This window comes from Pseudomonas sp. AN3A02 (genome assembly GCF_011765255.1).
Taxonomy (GTDB): domain Bacteria; phylum Pseudomonadota; class Gammaproteobacteria; order Pseudomonadales; family Pseudomonadaceae; genus Aquipseudomonas.
Genome location: NZ_JAARNI010000002.1, coordinates 136,356 through 153,936 on the forward strand (window position 1 = coordinate 136,356; position 17,581 = coordinate 153,936).

15 protein-coding genes are annotated in these 17,581 nt (G+C 60.8%); 3 read left to right on the forward strand and 12 right to left on the reverse strand.

What is annotated here, in order from left to right:
• Window positions 1-46 precede the first annotated feature (46 nt).
• From HBJ59_RS10490 to HBJ59_RS10500, 3 genes are read right to left on the reverse strand one after another with little or no spacing between them, the layout of a single operon-like run.
• Window positions 47-934 (reverse strand): alpha/beta fold hydrolase, encoded by an 888-nt coding sequence (locus tag HBJ59_RS10490; protein WP_167663507.1) that lies wholly within the window; start codon window positions 932-934, stop codon window positions 47-49.
• On the reverse strand, window positions 931-2,325 hold the full coding sequence (locus tag HBJ59_RS10495; RefSeq protein ID WP_076015437.1) for an aspartate aminotransferase family protein: 1,395 nt from the start codon (window positions 2,323-2,325) through the stop codon (window positions 931-933). The genes HBJ59_RS10490 and HBJ59_RS10495 overlap by 4 nt, the downstream gene beginning before the upstream one ends.
• Entirely contained in the window at window positions 2,318-3,022 is a 705-nt protein-coding gene (locus HBJ59_RS10500) for an MtnX-like HAD-IB family phosphatase (protein WP_076015438.1), read from the reverse strand. The genes HBJ59_RS10495 and HBJ59_RS10500 overlap by 8 nt, the downstream gene beginning before the upstream one ends.
• 230 nt (window positions 3,023-3,252) lie before the next feature.
• Between HBJ59_RS10500 and HBJ59_RS10505 the strand changes: the two genes are divergently transcribed.
• Entirely contained in the window at window positions 3,253-4,023 is a 771-nt protein-coding gene (locus HBJ59_RS10505; protein WP_167663508.1) for a MipA/OmpV family protein, read from the forward strand.
• Between the two features lie 849 nt (window positions 4,024-4,872).
• On the opposite strand, the gene HBJ59_RS10510 is transcribed toward HBJ59_RS10505, so the two are convergent.
• From HBJ59_RS10510 to HBJ59_RS10540, 7 genes are all read right to left on the reverse strand, one after another.
• Window positions 4,873-6,228 (reverse strand): MATE family efflux transporter, encoded by a 1,356-nt coding sequence (locus HBJ59_RS10510; protein ID WP_076016706.1) that lies wholly within the window; start codon window positions 6,226-6,228, stop codon window positions 4,873-4,875.
• A 22-nt stretch (window positions 6,229-6,250) separates the two neighbouring features.
• A complete protein-coding gene (locus tag HBJ59_RS10515; RefSeq protein ID WP_076016705.1) occupies window positions 6,251-6,814 on the reverse strand; it encodes a DUF2239 family protein in 564 nt (187 codons plus the stop codon).
• 50 nt (window positions 6,815-6,864) lie between these two features.
• Window positions 6,865-7,821 carry an AAA family ATPase gene (locus HBJ59_RS10520; protein WP_167663509.1) on the reverse strand — a complete coding sequence of 319 codons (957 nt, stop codon included), beginning with the start codon at window positions 7,819-7,821 and terminating at the stop codon, window positions 6,865-6,867.
• A 3-nt stretch (window positions 7,822-7,824) separates the two neighbouring features.
• Window positions 7,825-8,868: an aliphatic amidase gene (locus tag HBJ59_RS10525; RefSeq protein ID WP_076016703.1), complete on the reverse strand. Its 1,044-nt coding sequence runs from the start codon at window positions 8,866-8,868 to the stop codon at window positions 7,825-7,827.
• 15 nt (window positions 8,869-8,883) lie between these two features.
• Window positions 8,884-9,231: a zinc ribbon domain-containing protein gene (locus HBJ59_RS10530; RefSeq protein WP_076016702.1), complete on the reverse strand. Its 348-nt coding sequence runs from the start codon at window positions 9,229-9,231 to the stop codon at window positions 8,884-8,886.
• Window positions 9,232-9,233: 2 nt separating this feature from the next.
• Window positions 9,234-10,463 (reverse strand): formamidase, encoded by a 1,230-nt coding sequence (gene fmdA / locus HBJ59_RS10535; RefSeq protein WP_076016701.1) that lies wholly within the window; start codon window positions 10,461-10,463, stop codon window positions 9,234-9,236.
• A gap of 950 nt (window positions 10,464-11,413) precedes the next feature.
• On the reverse strand, window positions 11,414-11,884 hold the full coding sequence (locus tag HBJ59_RS10540) for an Lrp/AsnC family transcriptional regulator (protein ID WP_167663943.1): 471 nt from the start codon (window positions 11,882-11,884) through the stop codon (window positions 11,414-11,416).
• A gap of 124 nt (window positions 11,885-12,008) precedes the next feature.
• Here HBJ59_RS10540 and HBJ59_RS10545 point away from each other — a divergent pair, with 124 nt between their 5' ends.
• Both HBJ59_RS10545 and HBJ59_RS10550 read left to right on the forward strand, forming a co-directional pair.
• Window positions 12,009-13,253, forward strand: a complete 1,245-nt coding sequence (locus tag HBJ59_RS10545; protein WP_076016698.1) for a methionine gamma-lyase — start codon at window positions 12,009-12,011, stop codon at window positions 13,251-13,253.
• 185 nt (window positions 13,254-13,438) lie between these two features.
• Window positions 13,439-14,140 carry a helix-turn-helix transcriptional regulator gene (locus HBJ59_RS10550; protein WP_167663510.1) on the forward strand — a complete coding sequence of 234 codons (702 nt, stop codon included), beginning with the start codon at window positions 13,439-13,441 and terminating at the stop codon, window positions 14,138-14,140.
• 123 nt (window positions 14,141-14,263) lie between these two features.
• Here the strand turns inward: HBJ59_RS10550 and HBJ59_RS10555 are convergent, their stop codons facing one another.
• Window positions 14,264-16,222 carry a MacB family efflux pump subunit gene (locus HBJ59_RS10555; protein ID WP_167663511.1) on the reverse strand — a complete coding sequence of 653 codons (1,959 nt, stop codon included), beginning with the start codon at window positions 16,220-16,222 and terminating at the stop codon, window positions 14,264-14,266.
• A 3-nt stretch (window positions 16,223-16,225) separates the two neighbouring features.
• Entirely contained in the window at window positions 16,226-17,377 is a 1,152-nt protein-coding gene (gene macA / locus HBJ59_RS10560) for a macrolide transporter subunit MacA (RefSeq protein ID WP_167663512.1), read from the reverse strand.
• Between the last annotated feature and the right edge of the window lie 204 nt (window positions 17,378-17,581).

Sequence of the window (17,581 nt, forward strand, 5' to 3'; positions counted from 1 at the left end):
TTCCTTGTAGGAGCGAGCTGGCTCGCGAAAACTCAAGCGCACCGCGTTAAACCAGACAGAACGCGTTTTCGTTCACGTCCTTCGCGAGCACGCTCGCGCCTACAGGGGCAGCGTGTTGCTCGACAAACTCGACACTCAACTCGATCACTCGGCGGTATTGCAGGTCGACGGTGATCATGTGGTAGCAGTTGTCCAGCAGGATCTTGGTCACGGGGCCGCCGAGGTGGCGTTCCACGTAATCGGCGTTCCAGCGGCTGGTGATGTCATCCTCGATGGAGTGCAGCACCAGGGCCGGGGTCTTGATCGACGGCATGAGCTTCTTGACCACGGCGTTCATCCAGTGCAACTCGCGCACTGTGACGCCCTCCATGGTCAACAGCCCCGCCTCGCTGCTCTCCCCTTCCTTCATCTGCCGCTCGACGATCGCCCGAAGGCGCTCGTTCTTGATGCCATAGGGCGGTTTCTCAGTGAAACGGAACAGGCGCACACCGAAGGGAATGCGGATCAGCAAGGGCGTGATGAATGCCATCTTGTTGATGCTCCAGCCGTCGTACTTCAACGTGGTGGAGTACATCAACAAGCCGGCGACCTGGCCCGGGAACTGCGACGCCACGTACATCGACATCACCGCGCCCATCGACAGACCGCCGACAAACACCTGCTCGTGACGCTGTTTCACGCCAACGAACGTCTTGCGTACGCCCTCGTACCAGTCCTGCCAGCCAGTGGCTTGCAGGTCGCTGTTGTCCCCGCAGTGCCCGGCCAGGGTCGGCACGTACACCGTGCAGTTACCGGCCTTGGCCAAACCCTGGGCCACCCGACGGAGTTCCGTCGGGGTGCCCGTCAAGCCGTGGATCAACAGGATCCCGACCGGACCGCTACCGAGAACGAAGCCGGCATCACCTTCACCGAGGTCGATCTCGTGGCTAATCACCGTTTGGTCGCTCGCACAAGCAGTTGCTCGAGCAGCTTCAGGCCCAGGTCGATTTCCGGGTAGCTGATTTCCAGCGACGGCGCCAGGGTGATCACGTTTTTGTAGTAGCCGCCCACGTCGAGGATCAGGCCGAGTTTCTGACCGTCAACCACCATGTCGCCTTTCATGCCTTCGTCGACCATGAAATCCAGGGTCGCCTTGTCCGGAGTGAAGCCGTCCGGACCGCAGATTTCACAGCGCAGGGCCAGGCCCAGGCCGTCGACGTCGCCGATGATCGGGAAGCGTTTTTGCAGCTCTTGCAGGCCGGCCAGGAAGTATTTGCCCTTGGCCATGACCATCGCGCCGTAGTCGACTTCGCTGGTCATCTTGAACATTTCCAGGCCTACCGCGGTGCCCAACGGGTTGGACGCGAAGGTGGAGTGAGTGGAGCCTGGCGGGAAGATCTTAGGGTTGATCAACTCTTCCTTGGCCCAGATGCCGCCCAGCGGGTTCAGGCCGTTGGTCAGTGCCTTGCCGAACACGATCACGTCTGGTTTGACGTCGAAGTGTTCGATCGACCACAGCTTGCCGGTACGCCAGAAACCCATCTGGATTTCGTCGACGACCATCAAGATGCCGTGCTGGTCGAGGACGTGCTTGAGTTCGCTGTAGAAGTTCATCGGAGGGATTACGTAGCCGCCGGTGCCCTGGATCGGCTCGACGTAGAAGGCTGCGTATTCGCACTGGTTGGTTTTCGGGTCCCACACACCGTTGTATTCAGTTTCGAACAGGCGGGCAAATTGCTGCACGCAGTGGCTGCCGTATTCTTCCTTGGTCATGCCTTTAGGGCCGCGGAAGTGGTACGGGAACGGAATGAAGTTGGCGCGCTCGCCGAAGTGGCCATAGCGGCGACGGTAACGGAAGCTTGAAGTGATCGACGAAGCACCGAGGGTACGGCCGTGGTAGCCGCCTTCGAAGGCGAACATCAGGCTCTTGCCGTTGGAGGCGTTACGCACCACTTTCAGGGAGTCTTCGATGGACTGCGAACCGCCCACGTTGAAGTGCACACGACCGTCGAGGCCGAACTTTTTCTTGGCGTCGACTGCGATCATTTCCGACAGCTCGATCTTGCCTTTGTGCAGGTACTGGCTGGCGATTTGCGGCAGGGTGTCGATCTGCTGTTTCAGCGCGTTGTTCAGGCGCGGGTTGGCGTAACCGAAGTTAACGGCCGAGTACCACATTTGCAGGTCGAGGTAAGCCTGGTCTTCGGTGTCCCACACATAGGAGCCTTCACAACGGCTGAAAATACGTGGCGGGTCGATGTAGTGAACGGTGTCGCCGTAGGAGCAGTACTTGGCTTCTTTATCCAGAAGAACCTGGTCTTCTGCGGTAGCGATGCGGATATCAGACATGGTGGAAGAGTTCCTGATTGTCGGAAGAGGTGCTGAAAGAGTTGGCGTTGGCGGCGATGCCCTGAGGCAGCTTGGCCAGCAATGCCGGCAGTTCGGCGAAGGTGTCGAACCGCGCGTAAGGGATGTTGTTGGTTTCGCAGTAGTCGGCCAGGCTGGCCTTGGCGAAGACGAAGTCGGCGGTGGAGGCCACGCACATGTCGGACTTGCCGTCACCGATCACCAGCACGCGCTTGTTGCGCGGCGTGGACTTGCACTTGCAGTTGCCGGAAGCAGCACGGCAGGCGTCGCTGGCATACGGGAAGTCGATGCGCCAGCTGTTCTGGTCGACCTGGCGCAGGCGGTTGGCGAGGATCGGCAGCAAGGTCACGTAGTTGCGCGAGAGAATCCGCGCGATGCCTTGTTCGATGCCATCGCTGACCACTTCAATGGAAGCGCCCAGGCCCATGACGTGATCGACGAAGTCCGGGAAGTCCGGGTCGATCTCGACGCTGTCGAAGTACGCCAGCAACTCGGCCGGGGTCGCCTTGATCAGCGCCAGTTGACGGCTCAGGCATTCGCGCGAACCGATGTGCCCGTCCAGCCATTCCTGTTCGATGGTTTCCCACTCGGGGCCGGCGAAGCGTTGGAGGACGTTGTCGATGACGTCGGTGGGGGTGATGGTCCCGTCGAAGTCACACACGATATGCCAGTGGATCATCTGCATTTACCTATGAAGTAGGAGCGCGCTGTTGCGCTTGCAGAGTGCTAGAGCATGGACTGTGCCAAGTGCTCGCACCCCCTGTTTTCAAAGGGTTTGGCAGGTATTTACGTTTGGTTGTGTCGGAACTGGCTACAATTTTTGTAGCTTGCTACAACCTAGATGAGTGCTTGCCTAAGGCCGGGTGTTTGCGCGTTCATGCGCGCATGTTCACAAAAGGAAATGGCTCCATGTTCAGGGTTACTTTTGCTGTATTCGCCGGTTTGCTGGGGCTGTGGGGCGTTTCGGGCGCTGCGCTGGCAGACGGGATTACCGGTGAGGCCGGCGTGGGTGTCAGTTACCAGCCTCATGATCCGACGGGCAGCCGCTACGAAACGCGGCCGATTCCTTATTTCGATCTGGATTGGGGGAGCGTCAGTCTGGGTACCGACGATGGGCTGACCTGGAGTGCCCTGAATACCCATGGCTTTACTGCCGGGCCTTACATCAACTACTTGCCGGGGCGGACGGCCAATGGGTCGCTGCGGGGCTTGCGTGATGTTTCGGATATGGCCGAGGTTGGAGGCTTTATTCAGTACGCTCCGGCTGATTTCTGGCGGGTGTATGCACAGGTGGGTCAGGCCGTGGGCGGGGCGCGTGATCAAAGCGGGGTTGTGGGGAAGCTTGGCGGGGAGTTGGGGTATCCGTTGGGTGACGGGATTATCGGCAGCACCGGTTTGATGGCGAATTTTGCCGATGCTCGGCAGGCGCAGGCGTTTTTCGGGGTTGATGCCAACGAGGCTGCGGCTTCGGGGTTTCGGCCGTATAACGCCAGTGCGGGGTTTCAGAACCTGACGTTGACGCAGAGTTTTGAGATTCCCCTGGATGCGAAGTGGTCGCTGTTGACCAGTGCCAGTTGGGTTCACTTGGTGGGGTCGGCGGCCAATAGCAGCATCGTCAAGGAGACCGGGGATGTGAATCAGGGGCAGGTGCAGACTGCCATCAGCTATAAGTTTGATTGAGATGGGGGGGCATATCCGTTGCTGCGGTCAGGGCCGCTATTGGTTCCGCTCTTACAGCGGCTCACTTTTGAAAAGCGCAAAAGTAAGCAAAACGCTCTTGCCCCACCACTCGGCTCCTCGCCTAGGCTCGGAGTGCCCTCACTCCGGCTTTGGAGCGTGGGCCGCCGCGATGGGCCATCCTTGGCCCAGCGCGGCTAACCCGGCGTCCTGCCGGGTTACCCACGCTCCAAAGCCTGCGTTCGGCCAGCGTGGTTTAACGGGGCGCCTAAGATCAAGATCACAAGCAGATCAAGGGCACAGCGGCCTACCGGCCGGCTTGAGTGTGGTGAAGCAACAGCAACAGCTAAAGCGGGCACGGTCCAAATGTGGGAGCGGGCTTGCTCGCGAAGGTCGTTAACGATGACGCGGGCATCCTGATTCAACGCGGCGCTCTCAGGTTTTTCGCGAGCAAGCCCGCTCCCACAGAAAAGCAGCTCTGCTTTCGCTCTGGATCTTGCCTCTGCTTCTAACACTCAAGCCGGCCGGTAGGCCGCTGTGCTCTTGCTGTTGATCTGCTGTTGATCTTGATCTGACTGCCCCATTCAGCCCGAGGCCGAACGCAGGCAGTGCGGAGCGGGTAAACCGGCAGGACGCCGGTTTAGCCGCGCCGGGCCATGGATGGCCCGTCGCGGCGGCCCGCGTAGCAATGCCGGAGTGAGGGAACGCCGAGCCCTAGCGAGGCGCCGACAGGCGGGGCAGAGCGTTTTGGTTACTTTTGCGCTTTTCAAAAGTGACCCGCTGTAAGAGCGGAACCCTAAGTGGCCGTTACCTAAATAACGGATATGTACTCCCCGCCCCCCCCCAAAAACCTCACACCAACCGCTTGATCTGCTTATGCCGCCAAACCAACCGGTAATACGCCGTCTGCAACCCCAACATCGCCAGATACGTCACCGGAAACGCCATCCAAACCCCCTCCAACCCAAACCGCGCATTCAGCAGATAAGCCACCGGCAACTCCACCCCCAACACGCAAACGATCGAAATCCCCACCGGCACCAGCACCACACCGCTGGCCCGCATGATCCCGCCCACCACCGCCTGGAACCCAAACACCAAAATGCTCCAGAGCATGATATGCAACAAATGCTCAGCCTTGACCCGCGCATCCACGTCGGTAATGAACAACCCCAACAACCAATGCGACAACCCATACCCCAACACAATCAACCCACCCGTCAGGCACAGGTTGATCAAAATTCCCGTACGCAGGATCGGCCCAATCCGCTCCAGCCGCCCCGCCCCGATCGCCTGCGCCCCAAGAATCGACGCCGTGATCGCAATCGACAACGCCGGAAACTGCACATAGTTGACAATCTGCGTCACCGCCCCATACGCCGCCGTCGCCTGGGAACCATGGCTGTTGACCAGCGCCAGAATCACCAACTCCGACAGCGACAACACCACCATCTGCAACCCGGTCGGCAGACCAATACGCAGCACCTTGCCCAAAATCACCCGGTCCAGCCGCAACGCCGCCATCAACTCGCGATCCGGCGCCATCACGTGGTTTTTATGCCGCAGCCGCAACACCAGAAACGTCATCGCCAGTGCATTACCCACCAACCCCGCCAACACCGCGCTCTGAATACCCATCGGCGGCAAACCCAGCCAGCCCTTGATCAGTGCCGGAGTCAGCAGCAGGCCCACGGTGGTCGACACCACCAGCGCCAGCAACGGCGACACCGTGTCACTCACGCCCCGCAGCAGTTGGGTGAACAGGATGAACACCAGCAGCAGCGGCATGATCAGCATCATCATCTGCGCATAACCCACCGCGTCATCCAGCACATCCACCGGTGTGCCCAGGGCCTGCATCGCCGGGCGCGCAAACACGCTGCCCAGCACCGCCGCGATCACCCCGATCAGAGCGCCAAGGGTCAGGGTGGCGCCGGTGATCGACTTGACCATCGAGGTTTCCTGCGCGCCCCACGCCTGGCCGATCAACACCGAAGCGCCCGCCCCCAGGCCGATCACCAGGGCGATAAAGAAAAACACGATGGGGAACATCCCCGACACCGCCGCCAACGCCTGGGTACCGAGCATCTGCCCGACATAGATACCGTTCAGCGTGCCGGAAAAGCTCTGGAGGAAATTGGACAGCACCATGGGTGCCAGAAAGATCAGGTAGATCTGCCACAACGGGCGTTGCTGGGTGACTTCCATGAAGGTTCGGATCTCAATGCAATTAGGCAGGGAAAGCGTTGCGTGTTAACCAGGCCAGGTACAACTTCACATCCACCGGCCAGTGCGCAATCTTGTTGGAAAAGTCAGCGCCGTCCTGGGCAAACAACGCCCGCGAGGCTTCTTCAAAACCCGGCAGGTCGCCGCCCAGGGCGCTCATGAAACGATAGCTGGATTCCTTGGCATGGCGTCGCTCATCGTGCTCGGCATGGGCGTTGCGCGCTTCATCCACCAGCCGGCGCAAGGCCGCCGAGGCGCCGCCGCGTTGTTGCCCCAGCCATTCCCAATGCCGTGGCAGCAGGGTCACTTCACGTGCGACCACGCCCAGCTTCGGGCGGCCTACGGTAGGTGACACTGGCACTTCGGCCTCCGTCACCGCGACTGTCGACTGCTGGGGTGCATAACCGGCTGGCCAGGGATAGTCGACTTGAACACCGCTGGCGTCATCAAACACCAACAAACTGCCGGTCGACAGGTCGAGACTTTTCAGGTTTTTGGCGACGTCGGCATAAGAGCCGGCGGCCACGCGTTGGTGGCCAAGAAAGGCGGTGCAGTGTGATGCGCTCATGACTTTTACCCGGAATATATTGTTTTACCCGGGTCATATTAGCCTGAATTTTATTTGTTGCAAGCCGCTCGTTGCGAAACCACCAAACGATTACTGATGGCAGTCGCACCCATGGAGCCCACACCCGGATCACGCAACAGGCACTCGGCAATCGCCGGCTCAAGCTCTACTCGCAATCGGCGGCCCAAGGCGCGGGCACCAAACCGTACATCATGGTCGCGGCATAACCAGGCCCGTGCCGACTCATCCAGTACCAGCGACCGCTGCTGTGCCGCAAGGCGTTGATTGAGTTTGCCGAGTTCCACCTCAAGCAGCGCTTCAAGCCATTGATGGTCGATGGGCTCGAACATCAGGATACGGTCGATGCGATTAAGAAATTCCGGCTCGAAATGGCTGTGCAAGGCGTCCTCAAGTACCGCCGCCTCCCCGCGCCCCAACCAGCGCAACGGGGCAAAACGCCGTCGATGGCGGCGCGCCTGTTGCGCGCCGATATTGCTGGTCATGAAGATCAGGCTGTTGCGAAAGTCCAGCGTGCGAGCGCCGCCCGTCAACGTCAGCTGGCCGTTTTCGAGGATGCCCAACAGGCTGCGCACCACTTCCTGGCTGGCCTTTTCCAGCTCGTCGAACAGCACGATGCCGGGGCGACTGTAGCTGCCCTGGATCAGCTCACTGTTGAACAGGCTGATGCCCTCCTTGCTGCCGACATAGCCTGGTGGTGCTCCGGTCAGGGCGGCGGCGTAATGCTCCTGGGCCAGGGTGTGCATGTCGATACGGCAAAAACCGTCGGCGCGGCCGTGCAAGGCCAGGGCCAGCAGACGGACGATTTCCGTCTTGCCGGCCCCGGTAGGCCCCATGAACAGGTTGACGCTCAACGGCCGCTCACGCTCGCCGATGTCGGCCTTAACCACCTTGAGCAGCCCTTCCACCTGGGCCAGGGCCGCGTCCTGGCCGACGATACGGCTGCGCAGCAAGGCCATGACCTGAGCCGGCTCAAAGGTAAACCGCATGCCTCAACCCGCCGCTTTTTCTATACCGCCATGGGGCAACTGCCCCACCGGGCATTCAGCGACACCCACGGTGCTGCGGGTAAATGCCTCGACATTTTCCTGGGCCTTTTGCGCGTCCAGCACCCAGGTGCGATAGAACTCGAACGGACAATCTGCCACACCCTTGTCCCCGTCGCCCGAGGCGTGCATGCCGGTGTAGCCACGGTGCAGCAGCTTGAACAGATGGTTCTGCGACTGGTCGTTGGCCCGCGCATCGCGGATCTGCGACACCGACAACTGGGCGTACTGAATGCCCATTTCTTCCTCGCCGCACTCCCCCAGGGTGCGGCCATCAAAACCAATGATCGCCGAGTGCCCGAAGTACGAATACACCCCGTCGAACCCCGCCGCATTCGCCACCGCTACGTAGCAGTTATTGGCCCAGGCCATGCTCTTGGACATCTGCACCTGCTGCTCCTTGGCCGGGTACATATAGCCCTGGCAACGCACGATCAGCTCGGCACCTTTCATTGCACAGTCGCGCCAGATCTCCGGATAGTTGCCGTCGTCGCAGATGATCAGGCTGATCTTCATACCCTTGGGTCCGTCGCACACGTAGGTGCGGTCGCCCGGGTACCAACCCTCGATCGGGCACCATGGAATGCACTTGCGATAACGCTGGACGATCTCCCCCAGATTATTGATCAACACCAGCGTGTTATACGGTGCCTTGTGCGGATGTTCTTCATGACGCTCACCGGTCAGGGAAAACACACCCCAGGTATTGGCCTGGCGACAGGCCGCCGAGAAAATCGCCGTCTCCTCGCCGGGAATGCTCGCGGCGGTGGCCATCATCTCGTCGTGGTCGTACATGATGCCCATGGTGCTGTACTCGGGAAACACCACCAGGTCCATGCCGGGCAAACCCTGCTTCATGCCGACAATGATCTCGGCAATCTTCTTCGCGTTATCGATGACCTCGGCCTTGCTGTGCAGGCGCGGCATCTTGTAGTTCACGACAGCAACGCCGACCGTGTCCGGGCTGCTGGATATGTCGCCATGGCGCATTGCGAATCTCCTCGGTCAGTGACTGATCATCCAGGGCCGTGGCCCGGTCTTGGTCTTGAGCCCCAGCGGGTTGGCCTTGCTTGGCACCACCGGTTTACTGCTGCCACAGCAACTGCAGCCTGCCGGGTGCTTGCGCGACTCCTGATACTCACCAACGGTTTGCGGCGCATGGGCGCTGCGCTCGTTGCCGGCAATCGCCTTGCGCTGGCTGGCCGACAGCGTCGTCAGCGCCGGCGCCGACAGCAGCAACTGCCCGCCGGGGCTGTCGCAATACGGACACTGGCTGGGCTCGTGACGCTGGGCCATCGGCCGCAGCATGGTGAAGGTGCCGCAGGACTCACAGGCGTATTCATAAGTCGGCATGGCTACAGGTCCGGTGCGATGGGCAGGTCGATGCTGCCGTCGAGGAATTGGGTCGGGCCGTTGGCGTTGGGGTTGATGTCGAACTCGAAGATTTCAGTCGGCAGCCACAACGTCGCGCAGGCGTTGGGAATGTCCACCACGCCGCTGATATGCCCCTGCACCGGCGCCGAACCAAGCAGCGCATAGCCCTGGGCCGGCGAGTAGCCGAACTTGGTCAGGTAATTGATCGCATTCAGACAGGCCTGACGGTAGGCGACATTGACGTCGAGGTAGTGCTGCTGGCCCTGTTCGTCGACAGAGATGCCTTCGAAGATCAGGTAGTTCTTGTAGTTCGGGGTGATCGGGCTTGGCTTGAACACCGGGTTCTTGATCCCGTACTTGGCCATACCGCCTTTGATCAGCTCGACCTTCATGTGCACCCAGCCGGCCATTTCGATGGCGCCGCAAAAGGTGATTTCGCCGTCGCCCTGGCTGAAGTGCAAGTCCCCCACCGACAGGCCGGCGCCGTTGACGTAAACCGGGAAATAGATCTTCGAACCGCGGGACAAATCCTTGATATCGCAGTTGCCGCCATGCTCGCGGGGCGGCACGGTGCGGGCACCGGTGGCGGCGGCGTCGTCACGAGCCGAGCCCTTGAGTTTGCCCATGTGTGCGGTGGCGGCCAGCGGGGCGTTGGCCAAGGGTGGGACGCGGGTTGGGTTGGTGTCGATCAGTTCCTGTTCGCGGCGGTTCCAGTCGGCGAGCATCACCGGGTCGGGCAGGCAGCCGATCAGGCCGGGGTGGATCAGGCCCGCAAAATTGACGCCCGGGATGTGTCGGGAGCTGGTGAACATGCCCTTGAAATCCCAGATGGCTTTTTGCGCGCTGGGGAAGTGATCGGTGAGGAAGCCGCCACCGTTCTGGCGGGAGAAGAAGCCGTTGAAGCCCCACTGGGAGTCGGCTTTGGCGCCGATGTCGAGCAGGTCGACCACCAGCAAGTCGCCGGGTTCGGCGCCGTGTACGCCCACCGGGCCGGAGAGGTAGTGCACGGTGGAGAGGTCGACGTCGCGCACGTCGCTGGCGTCGTCGTTGTTCTTGATAGCGCCGGCGGTCCAGTCGTAGGTTTCGAGGATGAAATCATCGCCGGGTTTGACCCAGCAGGCCATCGGGATATCCGGGTGCCAACGGTTGTGGATTTGCTCGTTTTCGGTGACGGGTTGGTTGAGGTCGACTTTGATCAGGGTGTCGGTCATCGAGGTGCTCCCGGAGGTGGCTTGGCTGTGGGAGCAGTCTCGTGGGGATGGGGTTGGGCGGGGAATACGTTGGATGACGTATGCGTCTTTGGGGTTGGGGGCATATCCGTTATTTAGGTAACGGCCGCGTATGGTTCCGCTCTTACAGCGGCTCACTTTTGAACAGCGCAAAAGTAAGCAAAACGCTCTTGCCCCACCACTCGGCACCTCGCTTGGGCTCGGTGTGCCCTCACTCCGGCAGCACGAAGCGGGCCGCCGCGACGGGGCGTCCCTGCCCCGTCGCGGCTAAACCGGCGTCCTGCCGGTTTACCCGCTCCGTACTGCCTGCGTTCGGCCAGCGTGGTTTAACGGGGCGCCTAAGATCAAGATCAACAGCAGATCAAGGGCACAGCGGCCTACCGGCCGGCTTGAGTGTGGTGGAGCAACAGCAACAGCAAGATCAGAAGCTAAAGCGGGCACGGTCCAAATGTGGGAGCGGGCTTGCTCGCGAAGGTCGTTAACGATGACGTTGGCATCCTGGATGAACGCGGCGCCCTCAGGTTTTTCGCGAGCAAGCCCGCTCCCACAGAAAAGCAGCCCTGCTTTCGCTCTGGATCTTGCCTCTGCTTCACCACACTCAAGCCGGCCGGTAGGCCGCTGTGCTCTTGCTTTTGATCTTGATCTGCGGGCCCCGTCAACCACGATGGCCGCAAGTAGGCACGGTGGAGCGGGTAAATCGGCAGGGAAGCCGATTTAGCCGCGCCGGGCCATGGATGGCCCGTCGCGGCGGCCCGCGGAGCCGTGCCGGAGTGCGGGCATGCCGAGCCAAGGCGAGGCACCGAGTGGTGGGGCAAAGACCTTTTGGTTACTTTTGGCTGGGCCGGCATTCCGGGCGTTTGCCAAAAGTGACCCGCTGTAAGAGCGGAACCATAAGTGGCCGCTACCTAAATAACGGATATGTACACCGTCAATCACTCAGGAAGCGGAATCACCCGCAACGGCCGCACCGACTTATAAGAAAAACTCGAATAAATCTCCTTAACACACGGCAAACTCTGCAACACCTCCCGCGCAAACTCCCCAAACGACTCCAAATCCTTCGCCACCACTTCCAACAAAAAATCATACCGCCCCGAAACGTTATGACACGCCACAATCTCGGGAATCTCCAGCAACCTTTGCTCAAACGCCCGAGCAATCTCGCGGGAGTGCGTGTCCATCATGATGCTGACAAACGCCGTCACCCCATACCCCAGCGCCTTGGGCGACAAGATCGCCTGATACCCCCCGATCACCCCGCTGTCCTCAAGGTTCTTCACCCGCCGCCAACACGGCGAAGTGGTCAGCGACACCCGCTCCGCCAACTCCGCCACCGTCAACCGCGCATTGCCCTGCAAGGCGTTTAAAAGCGCCTTGTCAGTCCGATCCAGATTCATGGGCATACCTTGCCTCAAAACGTCGTTTTTATTGTTTTTCATCCCAATCTACCGGCTTTTCCCAGCAAACTATGGAACGTTAAGCCGCGATTATAAGCATAGCATTGTAGGAAATAAGGAGCGTCCGACCATGAAAAATAAACACAATACGTTCGGCTTTTCCACCCGTGCCATCCACCACGGCTACGATCCCCAGGACCACCACGGCGCCCTCGTGCCACCCATCTATCTATCGGCCACCTTCGCCTTCCCCACCGCCGAATACGGTGCCGCCTGCTTTGCCGGTGAAGAGAACGGGCACTTCTACACCCGCATCTCCAACCCCACCCTGGCCCTGCTGGAAGCGCGCATGGCCACCCTGGAAAACGGCGAAGCCGCCGTAGCCTTCAGCTCCGGCATGGGCGCGATTGCCGCGACGTTCTGGACCCTGCTGCGCCCCGGTGACGAAATCATCGTCAGCCAGACCCTCTACGGCTGCACATTCGCCCTGCTGCATCACGGCATCGGCGAATTCGGCATCAAGGTGCGCCACGTCGACCTCACCGACCTGGCCGCCCTGCGCGAGGCCATCAACCCGGCCACGCGCATGATCTATTTCGAAACCCCGGCCAACCCCAACCTGCAACTGGTGGACATCGCCGCCGTCGCCGAAATCGCCCACCAGCAACCCGGCATCACGGTGGTGGTGGACAACACCTACTGCACGCCCTACCTGCAACGCCCGCTGGAAATGGGTGCCGACGTGGTGGTGCACTCGGCGACGAAATACCTCAGCGGCCACGGCGATATCACTGCCGGCATCGCCGTCAGCAGCCAGGCCCTGGCCCAGCGCATTCGCCTGCAAGGGCTCAAGGACCTGACCGGTGCGGTGATGTCGCCTCAGGATGCCGCCTTGCTGATGCGCGGCCTCAAGACCCTGGCCCTGCGCATGGACCGCCATTGCAGCAACGCCCTGGCCATCGCCAAAGCCTTGCAGGCCCATCCCTTGGTGGAATGGGTGACTTACCCCGGCTTGCGTTCCTTCCCCCAATACGAATTGGCCGCCCGGCAGATGAAGCAGTCCGGCGGCATGATCGCGTTTGAACTCAAGGGCGGCATCGAGATGGGCCGGCAATTCATGAACGCCCTCAAGCTGTTCACCCGGGCGGTGAGCCTGGGGGACGCCGAGTCACTGGCCCAGCACCCGGCCAGCATGACCCACTCCACCTACACCCCGGAACAACGCGCCCACCACGGGATTTCCGAAGGGTTGGTGCGGCTCTCGGCGGGCCTGGAGGATGTCGCCGATCTGTTGGCGGACGTTGAGCAGGCACTGCACGCCTGTGCCCTGAAACCGAAATCCAGGGTTGTGCAGCAAAACGTTCATCACGCTTGAGGTAAATTCATAACCAGGCGCGACGTTTACCAATAGCCCGGCCTGAAAAGGTCGGGCTTTTCCCGTTGCGCCCTGCACTGCAAAAAATTTGATCCATTCATTGGCCCGTTTGCGAAAGCCTGTACTAGCATACGAGGCGGCAGTCATGGAGATCACTGCCCTGTACGCCGCCCTCATTGAAACTCATGGATGAAATGATGAACTCACACCTGTTTCCCCACATTGGCAAAGTCATCGCCAGCACCGGCAGCCGACATTTCCCGCGCATGCTGCATGACCTGATCCTCACCCAACTGGCGGTCGACGCCACGCACATCACCCAAATGCCCGTGAGCCCAAGGGAACACGCTCCGCGCAAAGCCGGCAGTTCGCGAATGCTGGGGATCAGCCCGGTGTATACCGACCCGGTGCCCGGGCTCGACGAGGCCCAGGCCGCCGCACAATTGCACCTGACCCGGCGCAAGGATGACGTCAGCTACGTGCTGTCGGTGTATCGCTCGAACCCCTCCGAAAGTTTTTCCCAGCAGGAGCGGATCATCCTGCAAGACTTCTCCTCCTTGCTGCTGCCGATGGTTGAAAAGCACATCAGCGCCCTGCAACCCTGCGGCCCCGACAGTGAAGCGCCGCAGCAACCAGGCATCGACACCTTGCGCCGGCGCTTTGAAGAACGCCTCGCGCAATCGGGGCTGGCCCTGTCCAGCCGTGAGCTGGAGGTGTGCGTGGGGTTGCTGGCCGGGCGTACCGCACCGGAACTGGCGGAGCAGTTGGCGTTGAAGGTCAACACCATCGAAAGCTACCTCAAGCGGGCGGCGATCAAGATGGGCATCAGTGGCCGGCATTCGTTGATGCGGTGGATGTACTCCACAGAAGAAAACGCCACTTTCTAGAACGCCGCAGGACAAATGTGGGAGCGGGCTTGCTCGCGAATGCGGTGTGTCAGTCAATACAGGTGTAACTGATCCACCGCATTCGCGAGCAAGCCCGCTCCCACATTTTGATCTCTACCCGGCTTAATCTCGGGCCAGGGCTTCAATCGGATCCAGCCGCGCCGCATTCCTCGCCGGCACAAACCCGAACACAATCCCGATCAACGTTGAACACGCAAACGCCGTCACCACCGACCCCAGGGAAAACACCATTTCCCACTCTTTCACAAACAACGAAAACAGATAGCCGATGGCGAATGACAGCGAAATGCCGATCATCCCACCAATCAGGCAGACCATCACCGCTTCCACCAGGAACTGCTGGCGAATATCCGATTGCCGCGCGCCCACCGCCATGCGAATCCCGATCTCACGGGTGCGCTCGGTCACCGACACCAGCATGATATTCATCACCCCGATGCCCCCCACCAGCAACGAAATCACCGCGATCAACGACAGCAGCAACGCCAGGGAGCGGCTGGTTTTCTGCACCGTCTGCATGATGCTGTCTAGGTTGTTGGTGAAGAAATCCTTGGTGCCGTGGCGCTGCAACATCAGCTTGGTGACGTTCTCTTCCACCACTTTGCTCGGCTGGCCGTCCTTGATACGCACGGTGATGCTGTCCAGATGGCGCTGGCCCAACAGCCGCCCGGCCGCCGTCTCATACGGCACCCACACGTTCAACGCCTTGCTGGCGGCAAACATGTTTTTGTTGTCCGCCGTCACCCCGATCACCGTGCACGGCAGGCTGCCCACCAGGATCACCTGGCCCAACGGATCCACCCGGGGCCCGAACAACCGATGGCGCGTATTGTGGTCGATCACCACCACTTGGGCCTGACGCCGGGCGTCGCTTTCGCTGAAGGTAATCCCGGCTTCGAGCTTCAGGCCCTTGACCTGGAAGTAGCGGTCGCTGACGCCATTGACCTGGGCATCCAGGTCGATGTTGCCGTAACGCAATAACAGGTTGCGCCCCACCACCGGTGTTGCGCTGTCGACGTAATACAGCTGGTTCAGCGCCTCCACATCCGACGGCAACAATGTCTCGATGGCCGAGGCGCGGCTGTCGCCGAAACTCTTGCCGGGGAAGATGTCGATGGTGTTGCTGCCAATGGCCTGGATGTCCTTGAGCACATAGCGCTTCGCGCCTTCACCGATGGCCGAGATCGACACCACCGAGGTAATGCCGATGACGATGCCGAGCATGGTCAGCAAGGTGCGCATGCGATGGGAAATCAGCGCAACCCAGGCCATGTTGAAGGCCTCCTTGAACAGCCCGAGGCTGGCCACCAACTTGCGCGCACCGCTGCGCTTGGGCTCGATGGGCGCTTCGGTGGGCAGGTCGAGGCCGACGCTCTCATTGGCGCGGTCACTGACGATCTCGCCATCGCGCACCTCAATGATCCGCTGGGCATTCGCCGCGACTTTCGGGTCGTGGGTGACGATGATCACGGTGTGCCCGGCGGCGTGCAGCTCGGCCAGGATGCGCATCACTTCCTTGCCGCTGTGGGTGTCGAGGGCCCCGGTGGGTTCATCGGCGAGGATCACTTCGCCGCCGTTCATCAAGGCCCGGGCGATACTCACCCGCTGTTGCTGGCCGCCGGAAAGCTGGCTCGGACGATGGGTCAAGTGCCCCGACAAACCCAGGCGAGCCAACAACTCTCCGGCGCGGCTATGCCTGGCGGTTTCCGGCGTACCGGCATAAATCGCCGGCATTTCCACGTTATGCAACGCGCTCAGATGCGCAAGCAGGTGGTAACGCTGAAAGATAAAACCGAAGTAGTCGCGGCGCAGTTCGGCCAGTTGCTCATCCCCCAGGGTGCGGGTTTCGATGCCATTGATCTTGTAGCTGCCGGCGGTGGCGTAGTCGAGGCCGCCGAGGATGTTCATCAGGGTCGATTTACCCGAGCCCGAGGCCCCGGTGATCGCGACCATTTCTCCGGCATTGATGGTCAGGTCGATGCCCTTGAGGGCAATGAACTCGCGGTCACCGGCCATGAAACTGCGGACGATGCCTTTAAGCTCCAGCAGTGGCTGAGTCATCAATCAGCCCCCCGCCACGGCGGGCGATGGATCACCGATCACCACCTTGTCGCCTTCGGCCAGGCCATCAAGGATCTGCACCTTGACGTTGTTGTTGATACCGGTCTTCACCTGTCGCGTGTTGGCCTTGCCCTTGGCGTCCAGCACCCGCACCGGGAAGCTGCCGTCGGCATTGCGCGGGCCGAGTGCGGCCACCGGCACGGTCAGTGCGGCCTTGGCAGTGTCGAGCACGATCCGCACCTGGGCGGTCATGGCGATGCGCAGGCGGTGGTCGGGGTTGGGTACGTCGAACAGCGCGTTATAGAACACCGCGGTGTTTTGTTTTGGGGTGCCGGCGGTCTGGGTTTCGAGGAAGTTTTGCGGGGCCGGTTCAGTGCCGCGCAGTTTGGCGTAGTAGCGTTTGTCGGCCTCGCCGAGGATGGTGAAATACACCTGTTGGCCGGGGCTGGTGTGGATCACGTCGGCCTCGGAGACCTGGGCCTTGACGGTCATGGTGTCCAGGTCTGCCAGCTTAAGCAGGACCGGCGCCAGTTGGCTGGCGATCACGGTTTGGCCTTCCTGAGTCACGATGCCCACCACATCGCCATCGATCGGCGCAACGATGCGGGTGTAGGCCAGGTTGATCTTGGCGGTGTCGATCTGGATGTGGGCGCTTTTGATCTGGGCGTCGAGGGACATCAGATTGGCGCGCTGTACCTCGTAGTTGGACTCGGCGGTTTCGAAGTCCTGGCGGGACACGGATTCGTCCTCTTGCAGGCCCCGGTAGCGCTCGTAGACGGATTTGGTTTCCTTGAGTTGAGCCGCGGTGGCGCGGCGTTGGGCCTGAAGGTTTTCTTCGTCGACCTCGGCTTTGCGCAGGGTGTTTTGCAGGATCAACGGGTCGATTTCGGCGAGCCATTGGCCCTTCTTGACCTTGTCGCCGACCTTTACCTTCAAGGATTTGAGCTGGCCGGAGACCTGGGCACCGACGTCGACCTGCTTGACGCCTTCGAGCAAGCCGGTGGCCAGGACGGCGTTTTCGATGTCACTGCGTTCGGCGGTGGCGGTCAGGTATTGCGGCGCGTCTGCCGGGGCCTGCACGGTGTAGATAATCAGGCCCGCTGCGACGGTCAACACCAGGGCCAATCCTGCTTTTCGATACTTTGACTTTTCCATAAATGACCATAAGAGGTGTTGAAATGGGTCCGGCTTTTGGCTCGGAGTACATATCCGTTTTTTGGGTAACGGCTGATATGGGTTCCGCTCTTACAGCGGCCAGCGTGGTTTAACGGGGCGCCTGAGATCAAAAGCGGGCACGGTCCAAATGTGGGAGCGGGCTTGCTCGCGAAGGTCGTTAACGATGACGTTGGCATCCTGAAT